Raw genomic sequence first — 19,013 nt, 5'->3', positions numbered from 1 at the left:
ATTAAAAGTTATGGGTGTAATTTTTTTCCACTTTTGAGGTGAAAAACCTGCAAATTCTCATGGAGGCTTTTATTCTTCCGGTACCTGTCATTTTTTGACCGTCATAGGCAATGGCAAGGCGTACAACCAGAAAAACATGAATAATACGAACGACACATACATGTCCGATAAACTGTATGAACATAATGACACTCGTCCTGCTTCCAGGCCCGAGAGCCTTTTTGACATACATCACTTCTATGCCCATTCCTACCATGACACTGCCGTAGATCCAGCCGGCATTAAAAGCCAGGGCCGCACTTGCCTGTACACTCATGGCAAAATTGACGTTCAGGCTGTTGCTTACAGAAGGCGTATACTCCACCGAACAGTCGACAAAACCACCGCCACCGAATATAAAGGCTGTAAAAATAAACGGAGCTTCCCGTTTCCCTAGGTAAAATCCTAATCCCAGGCTAAAGTCGAGTGTTTTCTTTTCAATATCAAATGCTTTCATTTTAAAATATCCTCCAAAAGCCAGATTGGTGATATTCGTAGGACCACCACCTATCGTGATGGGCGGAATATCCAGCGAAGCATTCACCCCGTAAGGAACTTCAATATCGGTATTCTGATACTTTGTCTTTAAAATATCGATCTTAAATACGGAAGTCTCTTCACCGTCTTCAGATGCTGCCGGAATATTTTTGGTGGCATCCGTAATTAACTGTAACAGTCCGGACATTTCCATTCTGCTGGGATCCAAATCAAAATCATATTTATCATTAACGCAGGTGATCTTAGCATCTCTAAAACGCATTAATTCTGTGCCCTGCAATCCTATGATAAAAGAACCTGTAAGTGATCCGTGGTTTTCTTTTTCGAGTTTACTGTCTGCATCAATTTCTGCTCTTATATTTCCGACCAGAGTAGCTGCTTTGTCCAATGATACGCTTACCGGTCCTATGGCAAAAAGCTCTTCGCGTTTGGGAAGACTCATATTGGTTTCCGCTTTTACCCAGGCTTTTAGGTTTTTGACATCGGTCCCGTGCATTATTTTAATATTGTTTCTGAAGGCATCCGGCATTTTAAATCCGGGGATCAAGCGTTCGAGATCAAGACCGCCTGCCCCTTTTATAATATTGGTAAAATCATAATTGCTCAGGAGAGAATTTTTAAATTTTTCCAGGGCTTCTTCACCCCATTCTCTGGCAGGGGCTAAAAATTTATCGGTAATAGAAACAGAAGGCAGCCTGATGCCCAGTGCAGACAGATTTTCTTTTAACTGATTGAATTTAGTCATTACAGGAGTAATGGTTAAACGCTGTTCCACATTCTTCCAATCGGTACTTACGAGCATCGCTACAGTCTTACGGTTGAAGCCAAGACCGGGGGCAACCAGCTCATCATATACGCCTCTATAATTGAATAAGGTGGTATTTACCGCATCAGAGAGGTCATTGTATGCATACGTTACTTTTTCGGCTTCCGAATAGGCTTGGAGTAATGTTCCGGTGAGTGCGCCAAGATCTTCATTGATTTCTTCGGTAAATTTGTTGGCTGCTTCCAGAATACTTTTGGGGTTTGGAGGTTTAGCTCCGATAGCAGTTTCCAGGTCTTTATAGCTTTTATAACGCTCCAGGTATTTGCTGAACTCAGCTTTGTACTGATTGGGGTCCAATTGATGAAAAAAAGAAGATAATTCCCTCGCGATGTTTTTAATATAATCATCAGCTTCCTTAAAATAATCGATAAGGGGTTTAAAACCAACAATCTCATTTGGAGGTGGATTATTATTCACCAGAATAGTTGAAAATTCTTTTGTAAGCCCGGTTTTCAATATGTCCCTAATATCAATCACTGTCTTATTTAACCAACCGTTGACCGATTGTATAAATTCCTTCTTCTCTTTGCTAAAGGTTTTCAGGGTTTCTTTAAGGTTCAGATGTTCAATCGAAATTGTATTGCTGAGCTGTTTCAGTTTTTTTAAAAGCTCACTTTCTATGGTATTAACACCGTCTTTAAGAGCTGCGGATTTTTCATCCACTATAGTTCTGATTTCATTAGACAAAATATTGCCGGCATTAATGTAGTCGATGATATCTTTTCGCAGGTTTTTTGTTTTTTCTACAGCAAAACTGATAAGTTCTTTAATTTCAGACAGCTCTGATTCATGTATCTCATGAAGTATACCGTCAAATAAATCGTTGATCTTCTTTTCGAGATTAACCTTTTTATTTAATTCATTTAACAGAACATTAGTGGCAATCTGATCCAGAATATCTTTTCTTTTAGTGTCTAAAAGCCTTTCTATTTCATCGGTTACCTCATCGGGCGTAGGCAGATTAATGCTTTGGATTTCTTTTTCAGCATCGGATAAATAGGTTTCAATCTGCTGTAAAAAAAGTTCGATAACTTCTACTCCCTGGTCAATAATTCCCTTTGCTTCATTGGCAAGCGAACCTATTTCAAAAGAAAACTGTTCAATGATTTTTTGGACAGATACAACCTGACCATTGATTTCATGATCTAATTTCTCAATAAACTCATCAGTTATTTCATTAGCCTCCGCCATTATTGCATTCACCTTTTTAGTCACTTCACCAGTCAGCAGGTCATAATTTGAAATGAGTGAAGCTATAAATGCATCGGCACTTTCCACAGTTTTTTTCCAAAGTAACCTTGTGGGAAGTTGGAAATTGCTGGCGGCCAACCAAAGATTATTACTTAAATAAGTCACCTCAGGAGCTGAATCCAGTACATGTTTAATGGCATCAATCTGATCTGCAGAAAAAGTGATTTTCTCCACTGCTTCGGAAGCATATCCGGTAATGTCAGCCGGCAGTATACCTGACAACAGCTTTGTATTGGCACGTTCCAGCCCGTTTGCACACTGGCTCAGAATATTATTGGGATCAAAAGCAAGTTGGTTAATGACCGTTCTTGTTTGAAGCGTTCCGCCTGATAATGCTGTTTTCAGCTCATTTCCTTTTGGAGCACTCCGCATCATCGTTGCGACCCGCAGTTTCCCATTAATCTCGGAATTTTCTACATATCTTCCGTTGACTGAGCTGGTTATTTCCGAAGGTTTCACTTTAAAGCAGAATCGTTCAAAACCGGGCAATATACTTATCGGTCCCGGTAACGGAGCATCCATCAGTTCAGGTGTATTTCCCAAAGCAGGTCTGGCATTTCTGTGTATATCCACCATTGGCAGATCGGTATAGTCTACATATTTTATCAGGGGCCAACGATCTGTATCGGCTTCTATTTTAACAGGTACCGGCAGGTTATTTTTATCAATAAATACTACTTCTGAGCGAACATCCGTATAAAAGTAGAGGTCTTCCACATTCTCCATCTGAGAAAGAACATTTTTTATTTCAGCACCCTTGGGAGCTAACAGTTCCAGTAAGACTTGGGGAAAGGGATAGATTTCAGGATCAGCATGTTTATTCCATAGAGGAATCTCCCAGCCAATGATCCCATTGCCACCCGCCTTCACATTTCTTCCCCAAGAGGAAGACACAGGTATCTTTATACTTTTAAATTGACAGCCTGTTATAGAACCTGAACCGTCCGGGCTCATACCATCCAGGTCCGGATATTTCCTGACAGGTTCCAGGATTTCGATATACTCTCTTACTTTTCTTACAATAGGTCTTCCCAGAAGTTCGGGCTGCTCATTTTTAAACTGAGCCGGAGGAACTACAGTACGTTCATATTCAATCACATGTTTGGCTCTGTTCCATAAAACGCCTATTCTTCCGATACGCTCCACAGCATGAAAGTGAGTTCTTCCAAGAGAAGTGGTTGATTTTATAACGGTTTTATCACTGGCAAATCTGGCCGTCTGCCTGCCATAACCTCCCAGAGAGGTAAAAGCCAGCTGCTCAATTTCTCCGGAAGACGAGCCTTTGCCGATCCCTTCCCGCCACAGCTCTTCATAGACACCTAATGATTCAAACGGATATAATGCCCCACCCGCCAAACCTTCAGGATTGTGATATAACTGATCATTCTGAGCCGGAGAAACCTGCCGGCCTATTGGCCATCTAAATTGAGCTCCTTTACCATATTCTTTAACGGAACCATCCTCATTCAGCAGATTTTTCTCCCTGCGGATATAATAGCTGATCCCATCGGTAAATTTACCCGGCCGAAACGGTTCGGAAGAAGAGACTTCAAGGATAGACAGCCTGCTCTGCCAGGATCTGTATAAATCCCGGTATTTCATATACAGTGTTTTAAATGCTTCTCCCTGTACTTTTGATTCTTTCCAGACAATATTGTTTTGCGGAGGATTGGGTATAGCGCCTAATTTGAGTGCCAGTTCTGCAATACATGCATTTTTATTCTCTAACTGGGCACCTAAACCATAAAGTAACTCAAACTTTGCATTAATAAGCTGTAATCCCGGGTTGCTATCTCCTATTTCACCCCAGATATTTTTAAGATTCCAGGCTGGTGTTACATATTGGCGGTTGAGCTGTTCACTGGCGATCTGTAATACTGCGGATGGAGAAAATTTGTAGTCAATGGCTTCGTCATCTTTCGGTTCTCCTCCGTTGTTGGTTGTACTTTTTATATAAGCCTCACCAACCGCCTGTGCAGGAAGACTAAGCTCAAATCCTTTTTCAAGGGCGTTGTCTGTATAGATTTCCCAGGTACCGCTGTCGATGGAAAAATTTGATTTTCTCGCCAAAATATAAATTCCGTCGTCTGTGGAAGGTGAGCGTAAAAGCTGTGTTTTAATTTTAGCGATTTGCTGAGGTGCGGCATTGAGTACTACCGCTTCCACGGTGGCCGTACTGTCTATTCCTCCAATCTGGTCTTTTTCTTCCAGCTGCATTTCCAGTCTGTAGTTCTGAGCCACATTCGAGCTTTCAGACATCATCAGATAATATGCATTTTGAAGACCTTCGGTACTTTTTTCTTTTTTTTCGAGTAAGGGAATCACTAATGCGGGTTCACTCCTTTCTCCAAAACCTTCCGATACCGTTCCTAATGAGGCTGGTGCCACTAATTTTTCTTTACCGATGAGATCGTTTCCAAACGCTTTCACTTCCTGAACGGGAATTCTGAATTTATTGATGGAATAACAGTACCGGATAAAATCTTCTTTATCTATATCTTTATACCATTGCCATAAAAAGAGCGGTCTCTGTGCTTTTTGAAGCTGAAAACTTACCTGCAGTTTATCAATAAGTTCGTCTCCTTTGGAATAATTTTTCAGCTTAAAAGAAAATGAACCGTCAAGCAATATAACGTTATTGAGGTCAGGAGATGTTTCACCTGCCTTTACATTCAGAATAATGACACTTCCATTGTCTGCTACATTCCCTTTTGAAGGCTCAAACATCGCTTCCTTAAGATGTATTAACGGTGTTTTAATGTCATTTAAAGGTGTGTCTTTTGCATAGAGTTCCTTATCCCGTATTAATGGAAATGATATATTCGGTTTTCCCTGCGCGGAAAAGTATACACTGGAAAAATTAGCAGTAATCCCATCGACACCATCATATATGACTGTGATGGAATTCAAAACGGCATTATCAATTTTCGGAACAATACCTATGGGCTGCGCTCCTTCGGTATCAAGGATAGAGACGGCCTTTTTCCGTGTTTTTTCGTTCCAGATATTTATAAGATTTGTAGTATCCTTTATTGTACAGAGAGCAGTCCTGTTTTCTTTCGAATCTTCATTGTGTCTGTACAGCAAATAATTAATCACAGTACTTGATCCAATACTTGACAGATAGGAGCCTGCCACTCCTACAACGGTCTTTCTATCGGTAATAAGAAGTGATAAATTCCTGCTGTTGGCATCTTTTCCCAGCCAGGCAATTTGAGACTGTTCATCGGTATTTTCGGATTTTATTTTGGTTGATACATAACGTGGGTTATTGAAGTCAGTAGTGATTGTAACGGGTACTTTCTCAAAATCAAAAGTTACGATATCATCATTACGGCCGTTTTTTTTCCAGTGAACGGGCACATCATTGCCATTGGCATTGGTTTTATTTTTAGGATCAACCGTGAAAAACGGAGCATGCTCACCGCCACTGGGCTGTCTGACTCCAAACCACGTTTCCAGTCCATTAAATTTTTTATTGGTGTCAATAATTTCACTTATCACTCCCCCCAGCATGAACAGTTTTTTATCATACAGATGAAGGGGGATATTTTTATCAGTGATCCAGAATCCAATTTCTTCATTCGTATTATTATCACTCATATAACGAACGGTTCCATAAGTGGTATTCAAATCAAAATAGGTACATGAAGTGATCAATTCCTGGTATTCAGCGTCCTTCCCGGGAAGAAAGCTGTAATCTTTCCAGTTATTTATTTTTCCGTCTTTTCCGTTATACAGCTTAACAACCGCCTTCCTGCACGGATAACTGTTCTTTACAGGATCTTTAGAATAATTAAGTTCATAGGCATAAGGCCCTTCTGTACTTACTTTTAGCGGAATACACCAAAGCGGCATCTTTGACTGCCATGTAGGTTTTACTCCAGAAATCCCGTCCCATTTCAAGTGCAGGGAATTAAAATCACTGTCCGCAGTTTTGCTTCCCTTGCATCCTGCGAAAACACCAAAGCAATTTTTTTCACCGTGGTTGGCTTCCTGAAGTTCAACAATAGCCAGCAACCGAAGATGCGGCTTAGCGTCTGAACCTTTGAGATAATTTTGTATTAATTGACTCATAGAAAATGTGTTTTTTGGGTGAAAATTAAATGTAATGATTCGGGTTTAGTGATGCTTTGGACCGCTCTTCAATGGATGAATACGTCAGCCATTTGGTCTTATGAATTTCCAGGTGCAAATGAGGAGTATCACTGCCCACATTGCCGCTTTTTCCTGTTTTACCAATAAACTGTCCGGAGGTTACTTTATCGCCTTTTTTTACACTTATTTCACTCAAATGGCAGTACCCTGCTCCATATAAAACCTCTCCGTTTTTAAATTGCAGCGCAATATAACTGCCCAGTTCCGCACCATATCCAATATCGCTGATGGTTCCTTCTGCCAGTGCATAGCATTCTGTTCCTACCGCTGCTTCCAGGTCTATTCCTCCATGGAATTTATTACCGCTATCCCGGGTGCAGCCAAACTGATCTTTGGGCAAATCATTGGCCCATCCCATACTTTTAAGCGGGGCTGAAGTATAATCGGGAGCTTTCGCCCATCCAGCAGCATTAGGACATACGGCGGCAGTTGGCGATATTAAAGATTCTAATTGTTGTTGTTGTTGTTGTTTTTGTTCAGCCAATTGTGCTCTTAGATTTGCAGCACTCTGTTGTTCAAACAATTTCGCTTTGGCAGCTGTACTAGCCTGTTGTTCAGCTAATAATCCTCCAATCTTTTTCAGAATGCTGTCCGATATGCCTGAAAGTATCTGATTCGAGGAAAATCCAAATACAAGAGCATAGCCAAAGGCTACCAAACGGTTTCTATCAAGAGCAATATCCCCGGTAATTCCTTTTAATTCTACAGCGGCATGCACTAAAGGAGTAAGCAGTGCTCCTGCGATTCCGATAATAATATAGCCGGCTAAGGCTAACTGCCAGGTTCGTTCGGGCAAAGTCCAAGGCTGTTCTGTCCCGTCAAATGCACGGGCGGTTTCTTTTGGTTTGGTCGGTAAGGACAGGTAAGATAAAAAGAAATTAACAAGTCCTGCTATTGTTCCGGCAACAGCAAATAGAAGCATTAGGTTCATGGTATTAGTTTTTAGTTATTTAAAATTGTTTACAGTATTTTAAGCTATTATTTTGATTTAAAAAGCCTAAAACAGTTACAACGGTCTCTCCTTACCCAATACCTTTGTTTATTCGTGTCGTTCTATCAGTTTTTGGTATGACCTCCTTCAGCCGTTTCCTTTTGTCAGGAATGTATACTTTCCTATTTCTGGTCTAATTTTTTGAGAAACTTTACCCGAAATTATACGATTTCATATCTGCTGATCTATTGATCAGGAAGAAATGTACTTATTGCATTACAAATTTTAGAATTATATGGTCTCTAATCAATTACCCTTTTGTGTACTATTTTAATTAGATTATAGATAAAATGTTTTTTTAAACAGATGTTCTCCGTTTTAGACTGAAGTCTAAATATCGGAATCTTCCATTTTCAATATACCGCTGCTATTCACAGGCAGCGCTTTTATTTTCTTTATACTGCTTTGTTTATTGATAAAATCATCAATCGCTACAGCCAGGGATTTGGCCAGAGATTTTTTATAGTCCGCATCCCGCAGCCGCTGTGCGTCTTTTGTTTCTGTAATGAAACTGATTTCAGCCAAAGCACGGGCTGTCTTAGGAAAATGATAGGCCGGATTGAGTACGCCCAACTGTAGTTCTTTCACTCCCCTGTCTTTGTATTTTGTGGTCTGCACCAATCTTTGCTGTACGGAAGAGGCCAGCAGTGAAGAATTACTGTCAGCACCGGGATAGATAAACGTTTCCGTGCCCTGTGTGGTGGCATCTGTCCAGCCATTAAAATGCAGGGAAAGGAAAACGTCTGCTTGCATGGTCAGGGCGAGATTTGCTCTGTCTTTAAGGGATAAATTACGGTCTGTGTCTCTGGTGAGATAAACCTGGTGAGATTTTGATTTCAATTCAGCATTGAGGAGAAGACCAATCTCAAGAGTTAAGTTTTTTTCAAGGTCTCCCAGTGCGGAAACCGCGTGATTACCATCGGAGCCGCCAACATTTCCCATGCCGCCATGCCCCGGATCTATTACAATGATTCCAGTTTTCATGTTATTAAGTTTTTCATAAAGTTAATGAAATCACTCAGCATTATATGCATAAATTATATCAAATATTCTTTTACAAAAACAAAGACACGGTTTATTTTCATACCGGATACGCAAAATTCTGATCAGGCAAAGGAATTAATTCAAATATCAGTGTTTTTTTACCTCTACACTTTTCTGCTCATTTAAATTTATGATGATATAATGACGTATTTTATTTATCTGCTTCATTTTTTTATATTTGCCCGATTTAATCAAACAGTAATAAACAACCGATTTACCACTATCATTTCCCAAAACAATTACAGATTTTTATGAACAGGATTTTTATTTTATTATTAAGCGTCATCGCTGTCAATACTTTCAAATCGCAGGATATTAAACTCCTGGGAACCACATTATTTGGAGGAGCCAATGATCATGGGGTTTTATACGAATATAATGTAAACAACGGTACTTATACAAAAAAAGTAGAATTCAATGGCCTTGGGAACGGACAAAATCCTTCCGGCGGTGTGGTTCAGGGGCCCAATGGGAAGATTTACGGGATGACTCAAACCGGAGGAGCCAGTAATAACGGGGTGATCTATCAATATGATCTGGTTACGAATAATTACTCTAAGCTCTATGAGTTTTCCAACAGCATGAATGGGAAAATTCCTTATGGTTCGCTGACCATTGCACCCAATGGAAAATTCTACGGTGTAACCCAATACGGAGGAACAGCAAATAAGGGAACTTTATTTGAATTCAATCCGGCTACAAATTCCTACGCCAAACTTAGAGATTTTGAGGGTTCTTTTGGAGTAAGCCCGTCAGGAAGCCTTTGCCTAGGATCAAATGGAAAGCTATATGGCACTACATCCTCGGGAGGAACCAGGGATGAAGGAATCATTTATGAATACGATATCGCCACTACCATATTCACGGTAAAACATGTGATGCAGTCTTTTTATGATGGCAATTATCCTACTACACTGATTGAAACTTCACCAGGTGTGTTCCGGGGAACAAACAGATACTCAGTTAACAGTCAGGGAACCATTTTCCATTATAATGCAAATACAAACATTTTTCAGAAGAATTATACTTTTGAGTACAGTATTGGCTCCACTCCTCAGGAAGGACTTCTTAAAGGAAATAACGGCAAACTGTATGGTACAACGATGTATCGTGGAGGATTCTACAATGGTGTTTTATTTGAATTTGATCCTGTATCCAACCAGCTTTCCACGTTAGTCAATTTTCAGGAATTACCAACAGGTAAAACCCCTTTCGCAAGTCCAATGCAGGCTTCTAACGGTAAATTGTACGGAACAACATTTGCCGGTGGAGCCAATTATAATGGTACCATCTATGAATATGATATATCTACAGGACAATATACTAAGAAATATGATTTTGTAGGTACATCAGACGGCAGAAATCCTTATCATGGCCAACTCCTGCAGGTTAATTACAGTCAGCTGGGAACTGGTTCAGTCCGTAAAGAAAATACACCACTTTATCCTAATCCGACTAAAGGCTTATTATACCTGCCTGAAGGCGCACAAAATGCTGCAATTATTTCTCCTGAAGGAAGACTGATCCTGGCCGTAAAGGATGTTAAAACGATTGACATTTCAGCATTTCCAAAAGGTATTTATCTCATCGAAATCACATTCGATACCAAAGAAAAAATCACCAGGAAAATTATTAAAGAGTAATTGTTTTTTACTCCAAATGAATACGAAAAATCCGTCTCACAACCAGGTTCATTTATTTAAAGGTAATTTTAGGCTAAAACTAATGTTTCCTTTGTTATGATCCTGCCACATACACCGGCGCACCTCCCAGCCAGGTTTCCAATACCGGGATATTTCTCATCTTCATATATTGTGAGGATTGAGTTGTTAATGACAGCGGATCTTTTTCCAATATAACAAAATCAGCAAAGTATCCTGCATCTAACGAACCTGCCCATTCATCTGCATAGCACTGCCACGCAGCATCATACGTAACCGCAATTAATGCCTGTTCGGGAGTAATACGTTCAGGAGCATTCAATACTTCAATACTTGCAGTATTCTCTTCCATAATTCTGGTAACAGACTGTTCCATCATTCTCAAAGGACCCAGCGGACTTACCTCATTGTCGCTGTGTAGGGTAATCCTCATACCGGCTGCCAAAGATGAGCCGCAAAGATCGAGCATCTGTGCTTTATCCTTAAATATTACCTCGTTAAAAGCGTAGCCCCAATACCCTACGTGTCCGATAAGAAAACTTGGGGAAACACCCATTTGCAGCATAGATGTAATCTGATCCGGTGTCAGAAGAGAACAGTGCTCTATACGGTTTCGAAGCTCAGGCCCTCTGTATTGGGCAAGTGCGCTTTGATATGCCTCTATGGCAAACGTTACCGCCTGATCACCGTTGGCATGAATCATCAGAGGCCAGCCTTTACCGGCTACCACGGTATTGATTAATGTATCATATAATGGCGGAATAGTATCTGCCGGAATCCCTTTTTCAGGAAAATTAAAGATCCCGGTATTATTGGCTGGATCGCAACAGTAAGGGGCACTCTGATAACCGGTCAGTCCCTGGTTTGAGCCATCCGACACCACTTTAACGTGTCCGTAATAGACCGGTTTGTAAGTGGTTGGCAGCGGATACGTACCAAGATCATCAGCAGCAGCCTGATCTGCGCAAAGCAGTGCTCCTCCGATACGTACCAATTCCGGATTTCCCTGTACATAGGAAGTCAATACCTTTTCAAAGTTATCGTTCAGCCCGGCATCGTACATAAAAGTGACTCCTCTTGAGTTGGCCAGTTTAAAAAGGCTGGTCAGGTAAGCATCCATATTTTTGGCCATAGCAACGACCTGTGCCTGGATCACTTCCAGCGCCGGTGTCATTTGTTTGCTTTCCTGAAGTTGCCCCTGTGTCTGCTTTACATATTCATCCGGTGTTATATAATGATCCTGCACATATTTGCTGTTTTTAAATACATATTTTAATGCGCTGGTATTTAAATAAAGCGTATGCATAGAGGCACTTAACAGCATCATGGGTTCTTCGTTTATTTCGTCGAGTACCGTATTGGTAATGGTCTGCAGCTCGTTTACACCACTATCAGGGACAAAAGGCATCAGCGACGGATCCAATCCTTTCCCTAAAATAACATATCCGGGAGTGGTGGGAAGGTTACCGTTTATGGTTGTTCCGATAGACTCCAAATCATATTTTGCCAGCAGATCCTGACCATTAAATGGGCTTACATCTATCCACTCAGCCATCATAGCTGCGGGAACGATATGAACATGTGGCTCGATCAGGCCTGGGAGCAAGGTTTGCCCGTCAGTTAATTCTTTAGTTTGATAACCCGGATAATTATCATTCATAAAAGCAGTAACTGTTTCTTTTTCACCGGCTATAACAACATTTCTATCAGCGATGCCGATGGCTTCAACCTTTTCCGTTGATCCGCCGATCATAGGCCGGATGATACCGCCGCTGATCATAAGCGTTTGTGGAGATGGCTGAGTGGTGGTTTGATCTGGCGCGGGTTTCATTCTGTCCAGATTTTCAGAACTAAAAAGCTCTTCTTTCAGAATTTCTAAAATTGGGTTGTTGCAGCCGCACTGCGTGCAGCCGTGAACATGAGTGTGTGGTTTTTCCATGGTATTAGTTTTGGTTTGGTATGTATTTGTAGATGGTGATTGTACAGGTATAACAAAGCACGCCTGATAGAGGTGAGGCTTAGGTTAACATTGAAATCAGCTGGATTATGGGTAAGGCATTCCCACTATGTACATATTGGGATATATATAGTTTTCATTGGATTTTCAGGTATTAGTTTATGTACTAAAAATATGAAAAAAAAGTATTATGTTTTAATTTTTATCACATAATATTGATTATTAATTTTAATTAAAATATTAATTCACAATATGTTTACATTTAAAATAATAATTTATTTTTTCTTATGACTTAAAATATCCCACTACTGCGGGATATTTTCAGTCTCTTCTGAAAAGATTTCAAAAGAGAATGAAAAATTTGATCAGCGAATAAAATTCAGGAAATTAAGAGGATCTAACAATAACTTCGAGTTCTCGTCTTTATTTTAACCCTATTTCATACTTTTCTTCATCTGAAGTCATATTAAATACAACTATAAAGAGTTTCATCATCAGTTTCCAAAGTTCACAAAGTGAGGAATATCTGTTGCGAAGCTGTTCATTGGTAAAATATTATTCCGGTTGCTGTTAAAATCAAAAACTGAATTATTATCGAAAGGAACTCTTGGATAATAAGTGAAAGAAATCTGAATTCTGTTGAAAACCAGAAACGGATTATTGATCAAAACGCCCACTCCTATTTTTGTGTTGGCTGTGGTTTTAAGCAGTTTGTCATCCGGCATTCCCAACCAACCGACTGCAGCAGTTAAATACGGACTGAAGTGGAAATTCTTCCATGTTTTATTGACAAAAAGCTGAAGCTGGTATCTTAAAACCAATTTTTTGGTTCCGATAAAATCTGAATTGTAAACCGGAAATTCATCTGCAGCGGAAAGATTAATCCTGTCTTTGTAAGAATAATTATGCTGAGGATTTCCTAGTGCTAAGGTTGGGGAAAAGAAGTGTCTGGCTTTGGCAAATTTCCAGTCCATGAGATTGGTAAAATACGTTCCATCCAAACGGAAAGACTCACGGTTTGGGCTGTCTTCGTTAAAAAACCGTCCAAACTCAGCTTTCAGATTGAAATAACCGATTTTTATAAAATTACCGTACGATGCAGAAACGCCTACATAAGGCATTACAGCTTTACTTCTTGATAAAGCTCCGGCGGTCAGATTTATGGTATTTCCATACGCAACATCCTCAGGCAAATCATATTGAAAAATATTCTTCTGAACCGAGAAATTTCTGCGGATAAATCCTACAGACATCAAAAAACTGCTGTACGAGCTGAAATACTGATACTGGTCGATACCGGGACTGTCTTTGTACTGATAATTCTGGACTCTTCCTATCAGGGCAATATTACTGTTGACTCTTTCCTTAGAATCAGAGGAGACAGGAATCTGGTAACCACCCCATAAATCCTGGCTGTACACCTTGATTTGCACTTCCGGAAATTTGGTATCCGTAGCAGTGGGAAGGGCTACATTTCGCATGAAATATTCAAAAGTAAAGCCTCCAGCCCATTTCGTCAGCGGTGAGAAAAAATCTCTTCTGACATTGAAATTGATTCTTTCATTTCTCAAAAAATCCCTTTCTCCCAGGATCTGAGCATTGATGAAAGAACCCCAGAGGTTGTATGCGGTGTAGCTTCCTAAAAGATAATCCTGCTTTTCTTTGGAATCGTTTCTGTACAATACATTCAATTCGTGTCCCAATCCCAACATATTTTCTTCGGTAACGCCTAAACCAATTTTACTTCCTGAATAACTGACTCTTGGCTTTAGACTCCAGGAATCAAGAACTTTGACCACAACATCAATAGAATCTTTGTTTGATATACTGTCGGAAACACTGATATTAACCCTGTTGATAAAAGGCATTGTTCTAAGCAAACGCTCAGATTCATAGAGTTTCTGGGCATTATATTCTTCACCTTCCTTAAAAAGCAAATAATTATTAACCGTATTATCTCTTGTATTGGCATGAAGGTGATTGGTAAACCAGTCATACCACTTGGTTTTTTCTTTTTTCTCTTTCGAACCGTAACCAAAAGGGTCAATGGTTTCTATCCGGATATTTCTGATGTGTTTTCCGTTATGAGTCTCCTGCAACAATTTCTCCGTGGTTGTCCTCACTGATGCCGAATCCGCCTCCCTTCTAAATATAAAACGGTGAATGAATTTGGTGACTTTCGTTTTATCTGAAAAGTTCTCTATTTTATAATAAAGCGAATCCTTTTTCTCCTGCGCATTCAGAAGGGAAAAGCCACATAAAAGGAAAATTGAAACTGCAAGTAATTTATTCGTCATAATGAAAGAATTCGATAAAGCTTGTGATATCAATTTACAAGCCAATAGAAGCAAAAAACGAGGTTTTAACGTAAAAAATAAACGAGATACCACACGGGAAATGGTATTTTACCTATTTGAACATGGATAATCAAATCATTATTACTTCAGCTTCATTTTTTGGTCTTATTATTGAATAAATTTTAGTATCAATTCCATTAGTTGGATGCAGAAGAGAAATTCGGTTGGTCTTAGATGGGTTCAGTTTATTTTATCATTAATAATCCTTCATTCAGACTTATCCTCTACTCCACTAAAGATAGCGGCAAACAGCAATAAAGTTCAATCATTAAATATCATTATTATGGAAACTAAAGAAATTTCAAGAATTGCTCTAGGCGCATTTCTGATCACTGCAGGTGTTGGGCATCTTACCTTTGCAAGAAGACAATTTCAGGCTCAGGTACCGGATTGGGTTCCTTTAAAGAAAGATGACACCGTAGTGTATTCCGGAATAGCTGAAATACTGCTCGGTACGGCCATTATTGCAACGCCAAAAAAACACAGAAAAACTATAGGTAAAGTGGCAGCCACATTTTTTGCGGCGGTCCTTCCCGGAAATATTGCTCAGTATAAAAACAGGAAAGATTCTTTCGGACTTAATACGGATAATCAAAGACTGGCCAGACTTTTTATGCAGGCTCCGCTGATTGCCTGGGCTTTGAAATCTACGGATGAGTGAAAGTGTTCAGTTGCCTGATTCGTAAGGACGATATTGATTAAACCAATCATTATTTGATATGGTTAAAAGGAAGTCGGAGCATTTGCATCCGAAGTTTAGATTTTTCATACGTATTAATTGTTACTGATTCTGTTACTAATTAATACGCTTCCAAAAAGTTTAAAACCTGTCAATCCTTTTTTGGGAAAGCGATTGACAGTAGTGACCACGGAGGGATTCGAACCCCCAACCCTCAGAGCCGAAATCTGATATTCTATCCAGTTGAACTACGCAGCCTGTTTCATAAGCAATGAATGCGTCCTATTTATCTGTTGCTATGATTTAAGACTGCGAAAATACTGTTTTTTTTACAATTTATAAAGCCTGCAAAAGTTTAATTTTAAAATTATTTCAGGACTGCAGAATGATCTGTTGAAAGTAATATCCTAACAAAAGAAACAGGCTCGGGACAAACAATTAAAGGTCAAGTCTTTAAAAACAAAATATGTAACATTCAAAAAAAACTTCAGACCTATACAGGAAACATAACATACATTTCACAGATTAAAAATTATGCAGAATAAAATATTGTCAGCCTTTGTATTTTTCTGGACCGTTGCAGTTTTTGCCCAGAATAAGGTCGTTAATGATGAGTATGCTAAAGCAAAAGAAATCGTTAGAGATCTCGATTCGATTGTTTCACCCAATGGAATTCAGGAAAGCTACCCGGTTACTATAGGAAATATAAAACAGCAAGTCTACGTAAGAGGTCAGAATAAAGAAAACCCGATTATTCTTTTCGTACATGGTGGTCCCGCATCGCCTATGAGCCCGGTTATGTGGATGTTTCAGAGGCCTATTGAAGAATATTTCACGGTAGTCAACTATGATCAGAGAGCAGCAGGAAAGACCTATGCGATTAATGACACCGTTAATTTAGGGAAAACCATACACATTGATCAGTATGTAAAAGACGTTATTGAACTGGCGGAGTATATTGAGAAAAAATATAAGAAGAAAAAAGTCATACTGATGGGACACAGCTGGGGAACTGTCGTTTCTATGAATGCAGCCCTGAAAAGACCTGATCTGTTCTACTCCTATGTCGGCATCGGGCAGATCATCAATACAAAAGATAATGAACGGCTAAGTGTGGAGTACGCCATGAAAGAAGCCATCCGCTTAAAAAATGATACAGCAATCAAAGAACTGAAATCCATTGCCCCATATCCCGGAAATCAGCCGGTAACAAGAGAAAGAATTATCATCGCAAGAAAATGGCCGCAATATTATGGCGGACTTACTGCATTCAGGAATGATTCAAGGTACTATTTCCAGGCGCCTCTCCTTTTCTCTGAGTATTCGGAAAAGGATCTTGATGCCCTTGGTGCAGGAAGTCTTTTTACCTTGAAAAGACTTTTACCAGAGTTTTTGAATGTTGATTTTAAAGGCATAAAAAGCTTTCCGATTCCAGTCTTCATGTTCATGGGCCGCCATGACTACACCACACCTTCTGAACCTACCGACGCCTGGCTCCGAAATGTAAAAGCACCGGCAAAAAAAGGAATCTGGTTTGAGAATTCAGCCCATTTGATTCCATGGGAAGAGCCCGGAAAAATGCTGGTTACCTTATTGAATGATGTCCTGCCAACGGTCACAGACAAAAAATAAAGCATAACAGTAATAAAAAAACAAAAAGCCTTACATTTTGAAATGTAAGGCTTTTTATATTGAATATATCTTTAAGCTTAGAAGGTAATCTTCACCCCTCCCAGAACCTGTGCACCTAAGACTTTATAGCCTTTGTAGGTCTGATAATTTGAGTTCAGAAGGTTGTTTCCGATGGCAAAAACACTAAAGTTTTTATGAAATTTATATTCCGCAGAAAGGTTTAAATCTGCATAGCCTCCTACTTTATCATTTCTGTTTTCCGTAGACTGGTACACCATGTTTGGATTAGCTATTCCTTCGATCGCGAAAGAGTTTGTCGTTCTGTCGCTGGCAAAGATTCCTTTGAATCCTAACACCAACTTTTTATCAAGCATAGTATATTTTGCCCCGATGCTTGCATTCACTAAAGGAACGTTATAAATATCGTCGTAATTCTTCAGATTGTATTTTGTAAACTTTACTTCCCCGTCTAAAACCAGGTTTTCAAGCGGGAAATACTGTACGCTTCCTTTGATATCGCTTACATTTCCGTCATCATATACGGCAGAGAATGTGTTCGCAAAATTATAGGCAGAACGGTTCAGGCTAAAGGTATTGTCGAAAATACTGTTCCCCTGGAAGAACATAATATTCCTCATTTTTCCGTAACCTGCAGAGAAGTCATATTTAAACGTTTCGTCGATATCTCCACGTAAACCTACATAAAAATGATATTGAGTCTCTGTGGGCTTTAAAAGCTGGTCAGAAAGCACGAATGGATTCGCCTGCAGAAGATCTCCGTAGGTATTCAGCTTCAGTCCGCCGTCTACCCCACCGTAGAATTTAAATTCTTTAGCAGCAGCCACCTGGAACTCAGCCTGTGGAAACCAGTATGTTTTATTATTTTTCACCTCTCCTCCGAGGGCATCATTTGAATTCTTAGCATTCAGGAAAGAGAATCCGGAACCTAACATTAAGTAAGACTCCCCTTTTCTGAAAGTTACTTTCGGAGTAAGGCTTGTATTAAAGAAATTGGATGAGTTTTTGTTGACAATTCCAAAATCTGTTTTTACAGCTTCCAGTCCAACGCCTAAGTCAGCATTTAAAACAATTCCTGATTTACCGATCTCCACCGCATGCTTAGAAAGATTAGCCAAAATGGAAACCTGGTTTTCCTGAGCATCAAAATGATCTTTCAGGAAAGATGATTTTACCCTTACATCATTTAAGATTTCATTGGAATAAAAATCATAGTATCCATTTACTTTAAACTGACTCACCCTTTGCTTCAGATCAACGTCTGCAGAAGGCTCCATGGCATAAATTCCGTAATATCTGTTATTATCCAGCCCATACTCAGCATTCAGGTTGAATTTTCCTTTTTCACCGTATGAATTTAAATAGGCTCCGATGGCTGTAGAACTCTGCTTGGAATCCCATGCATATTCTTTTTTCAGGCCTAAAGTGGAAAGGAAATGGAAATCTGCACCTACTTCCAGTTTATTATCAAGGGTTTTGGAAACATTGGCATCACCCAAAATTTTCCCGAAGTTCCCCATTCCAAACTGAACATAGTTGTTCTGAGCCGTTCCTTCAAACTTCGGAGTCACATCCTGTCCCTGAATGGTAGATGTTTTAAAATCCGAAACCGCTGGAACATCCGTGATGGTATATTTCACAGGATTCTGGGATTTCTCTTCCGGCGGATAATTCTTGATGGTCTCCACAGAGGTTTTCTTCTTCTCGATCTTCTTCACCTCCGGCTCCCGCTTCTTATTAAGAATCAGTTTTTCCTCCTTGATCTGGGAAAACGCAAACTGCGAAAACCCTAAAAATAATATGGATAATAATTGAATTTTTCTGTTCATTGCTCAATATTTGTATTAATGTATAATGTCGGATGTATAATGTATCTATCGAATTGTACTTTGTACATTTTAC

Annotated in this window: 9 protein-coding genes and 1 tRNA gene; 3 read left to right on the top strand and 7 right to left on the bottom strand. The window is 39.6% G+C overall.

Going from position 1 to position 19,013, the window contains the following annotated elements:
- Nucleotide 1 precedes the first annotated feature (1 nt).
- The 3 genes from IW22_RS06465 to IW22_RS23580 all read right to left on the bottom strand — a co-directional run bounded on the left by IW22_RS06465 (nt 2) and on the right by IW22_RS23580 (nt 8,747).
- Nucleotides 2-6,691 (bottom strand): hypothetical protein, encoded by a 6,690-nt coding sequence (locus tag IW22_RS06465; protein WP_034725127.1) that lies wholly within the window; start codon nt 6,689-6,691, stop codon nt 2-4.
- Between the two features lie 25 nt (nt 6,692-6,716).
- Nucleotides 6,717-7,703 carry a M23 family metallopeptidase gene (locus tag IW22_RS23585; RefSeq protein ID WP_081873899.1) on the bottom strand — a complete coding sequence of 329 codons (987 nt, stop codon included), beginning with the start codon at nt 7,701-7,703 and terminating at the stop codon, nt 6,717-6,719.
- A 390-nt stretch (nt 7,704-8,093) separates the two neighbouring features.
- Entirely contained in the window at nt 8,094-8,747 is a 654-nt protein-coding gene (locus IW22_RS23580) for an N-acetylmuramoyl-L-alanine amidase (RefSeq protein WP_051891130.1), read from the bottom strand.
- Nucleotides 8,748-9,058: 311 nt separating this feature from the next.
- Between IW22_RS23580 and IW22_RS06450 the strand changes: the two genes are divergently transcribed.
- Nucleotides 9,059-10,450, top strand: coding sequence for a choice-of-anchor tandem repeat GloVer-containing protein (locus IW22_RS06450; RefSeq protein ID WP_034725125.1), 1,392 nt, complete (start codon nt 9,059-9,061; stop codon nt 10,448-10,450).
- Between the two features lie 94 nt (nt 10,451-10,544).
- On the opposite strand, the gene IW22_RS06445 is transcribed toward IW22_RS06450, so the two are convergent.
- Nucleotides 10,545-12,407 (bottom strand): amidohydrolase, encoded by a 1,863-nt coding sequence (locus tag IW22_RS06445; protein WP_034725123.1) that lies wholly within the window; start codon nt 12,405-12,407, stop codon nt 10,545-10,547.
- Between the two features lie 512 nt (nt 12,408-12,919).
- Nucleotides 12,920-14,722, bottom strand: coding sequence for a hypothetical protein (locus IW22_RS06440; RefSeq protein ID WP_034725121.1), 1,803 nt, complete (start codon nt 14,720-14,722; stop codon nt 12,920-12,922).
- Between the two features lie 343 nt (nt 14,723-15,065).
- On the opposite strand from IW22_RS06440, the gene IW22_RS06435 reads away from it, so the two are divergent.
- Entirely contained in the window at nt 15,066-15,443 is a 378-nt protein-coding gene (locus IW22_RS06435; protein WP_034725639.1) for a membrane protein, read from the top strand.
- Nucleotides 15,444-15,645: 202 nt separating this feature from the next.
- Here IW22_RS06435 and IW22_RS06430 read toward each other — a convergent pair.
- Nucleotides 15,646-15,719 (bottom strand) — tRNA-Arg (locus tag IW22_RS06430).
- A 276-nt stretch (nt 15,720-15,995) separates the two neighbouring features.
- Between IW22_RS06430 and IW22_RS06425 the strand changes: the two genes are divergently transcribed.
- Nucleotides 15,996-17,093 (top strand): alpha/beta fold hydrolase, encoded by a 1,098-nt coding sequence (locus IW22_RS06425; RefSeq protein WP_034725120.1) that lies wholly within the window; start codon nt 15,996-15,998, stop codon nt 17,091-17,093.
- A 77-nt stretch (nt 17,094-17,170) separates the two neighbouring features.
- Here the strand turns inward: IW22_RS06425 and IW22_RS06420 are convergent, their stop codons facing one another.
- A complete protein-coding gene (locus IW22_RS06420; protein ID WP_034725119.1) occupies nt 17,171-18,940 on the bottom strand; it encodes a TonB-dependent receptor in 1,770 nt (589 codons plus the stop codon).
- Nucleotides 18,941-19,013: the final 73 nt, after the last annotated feature.

Origin of the sequence: Chryseobacterium sp. JM1 (genome assembly GCF_000737715.1) — a bacterium.
Classification (GTDB): Bacteria; Bacteroidota; Bacteroidia; order Flavobacteriales; family Weeksellaceae; genus Chryseobacterium.
Note: the sequence above shows the minus strand (reverse complement) of the source record. Positions and strands in the feature narration are given on the sequence as shown.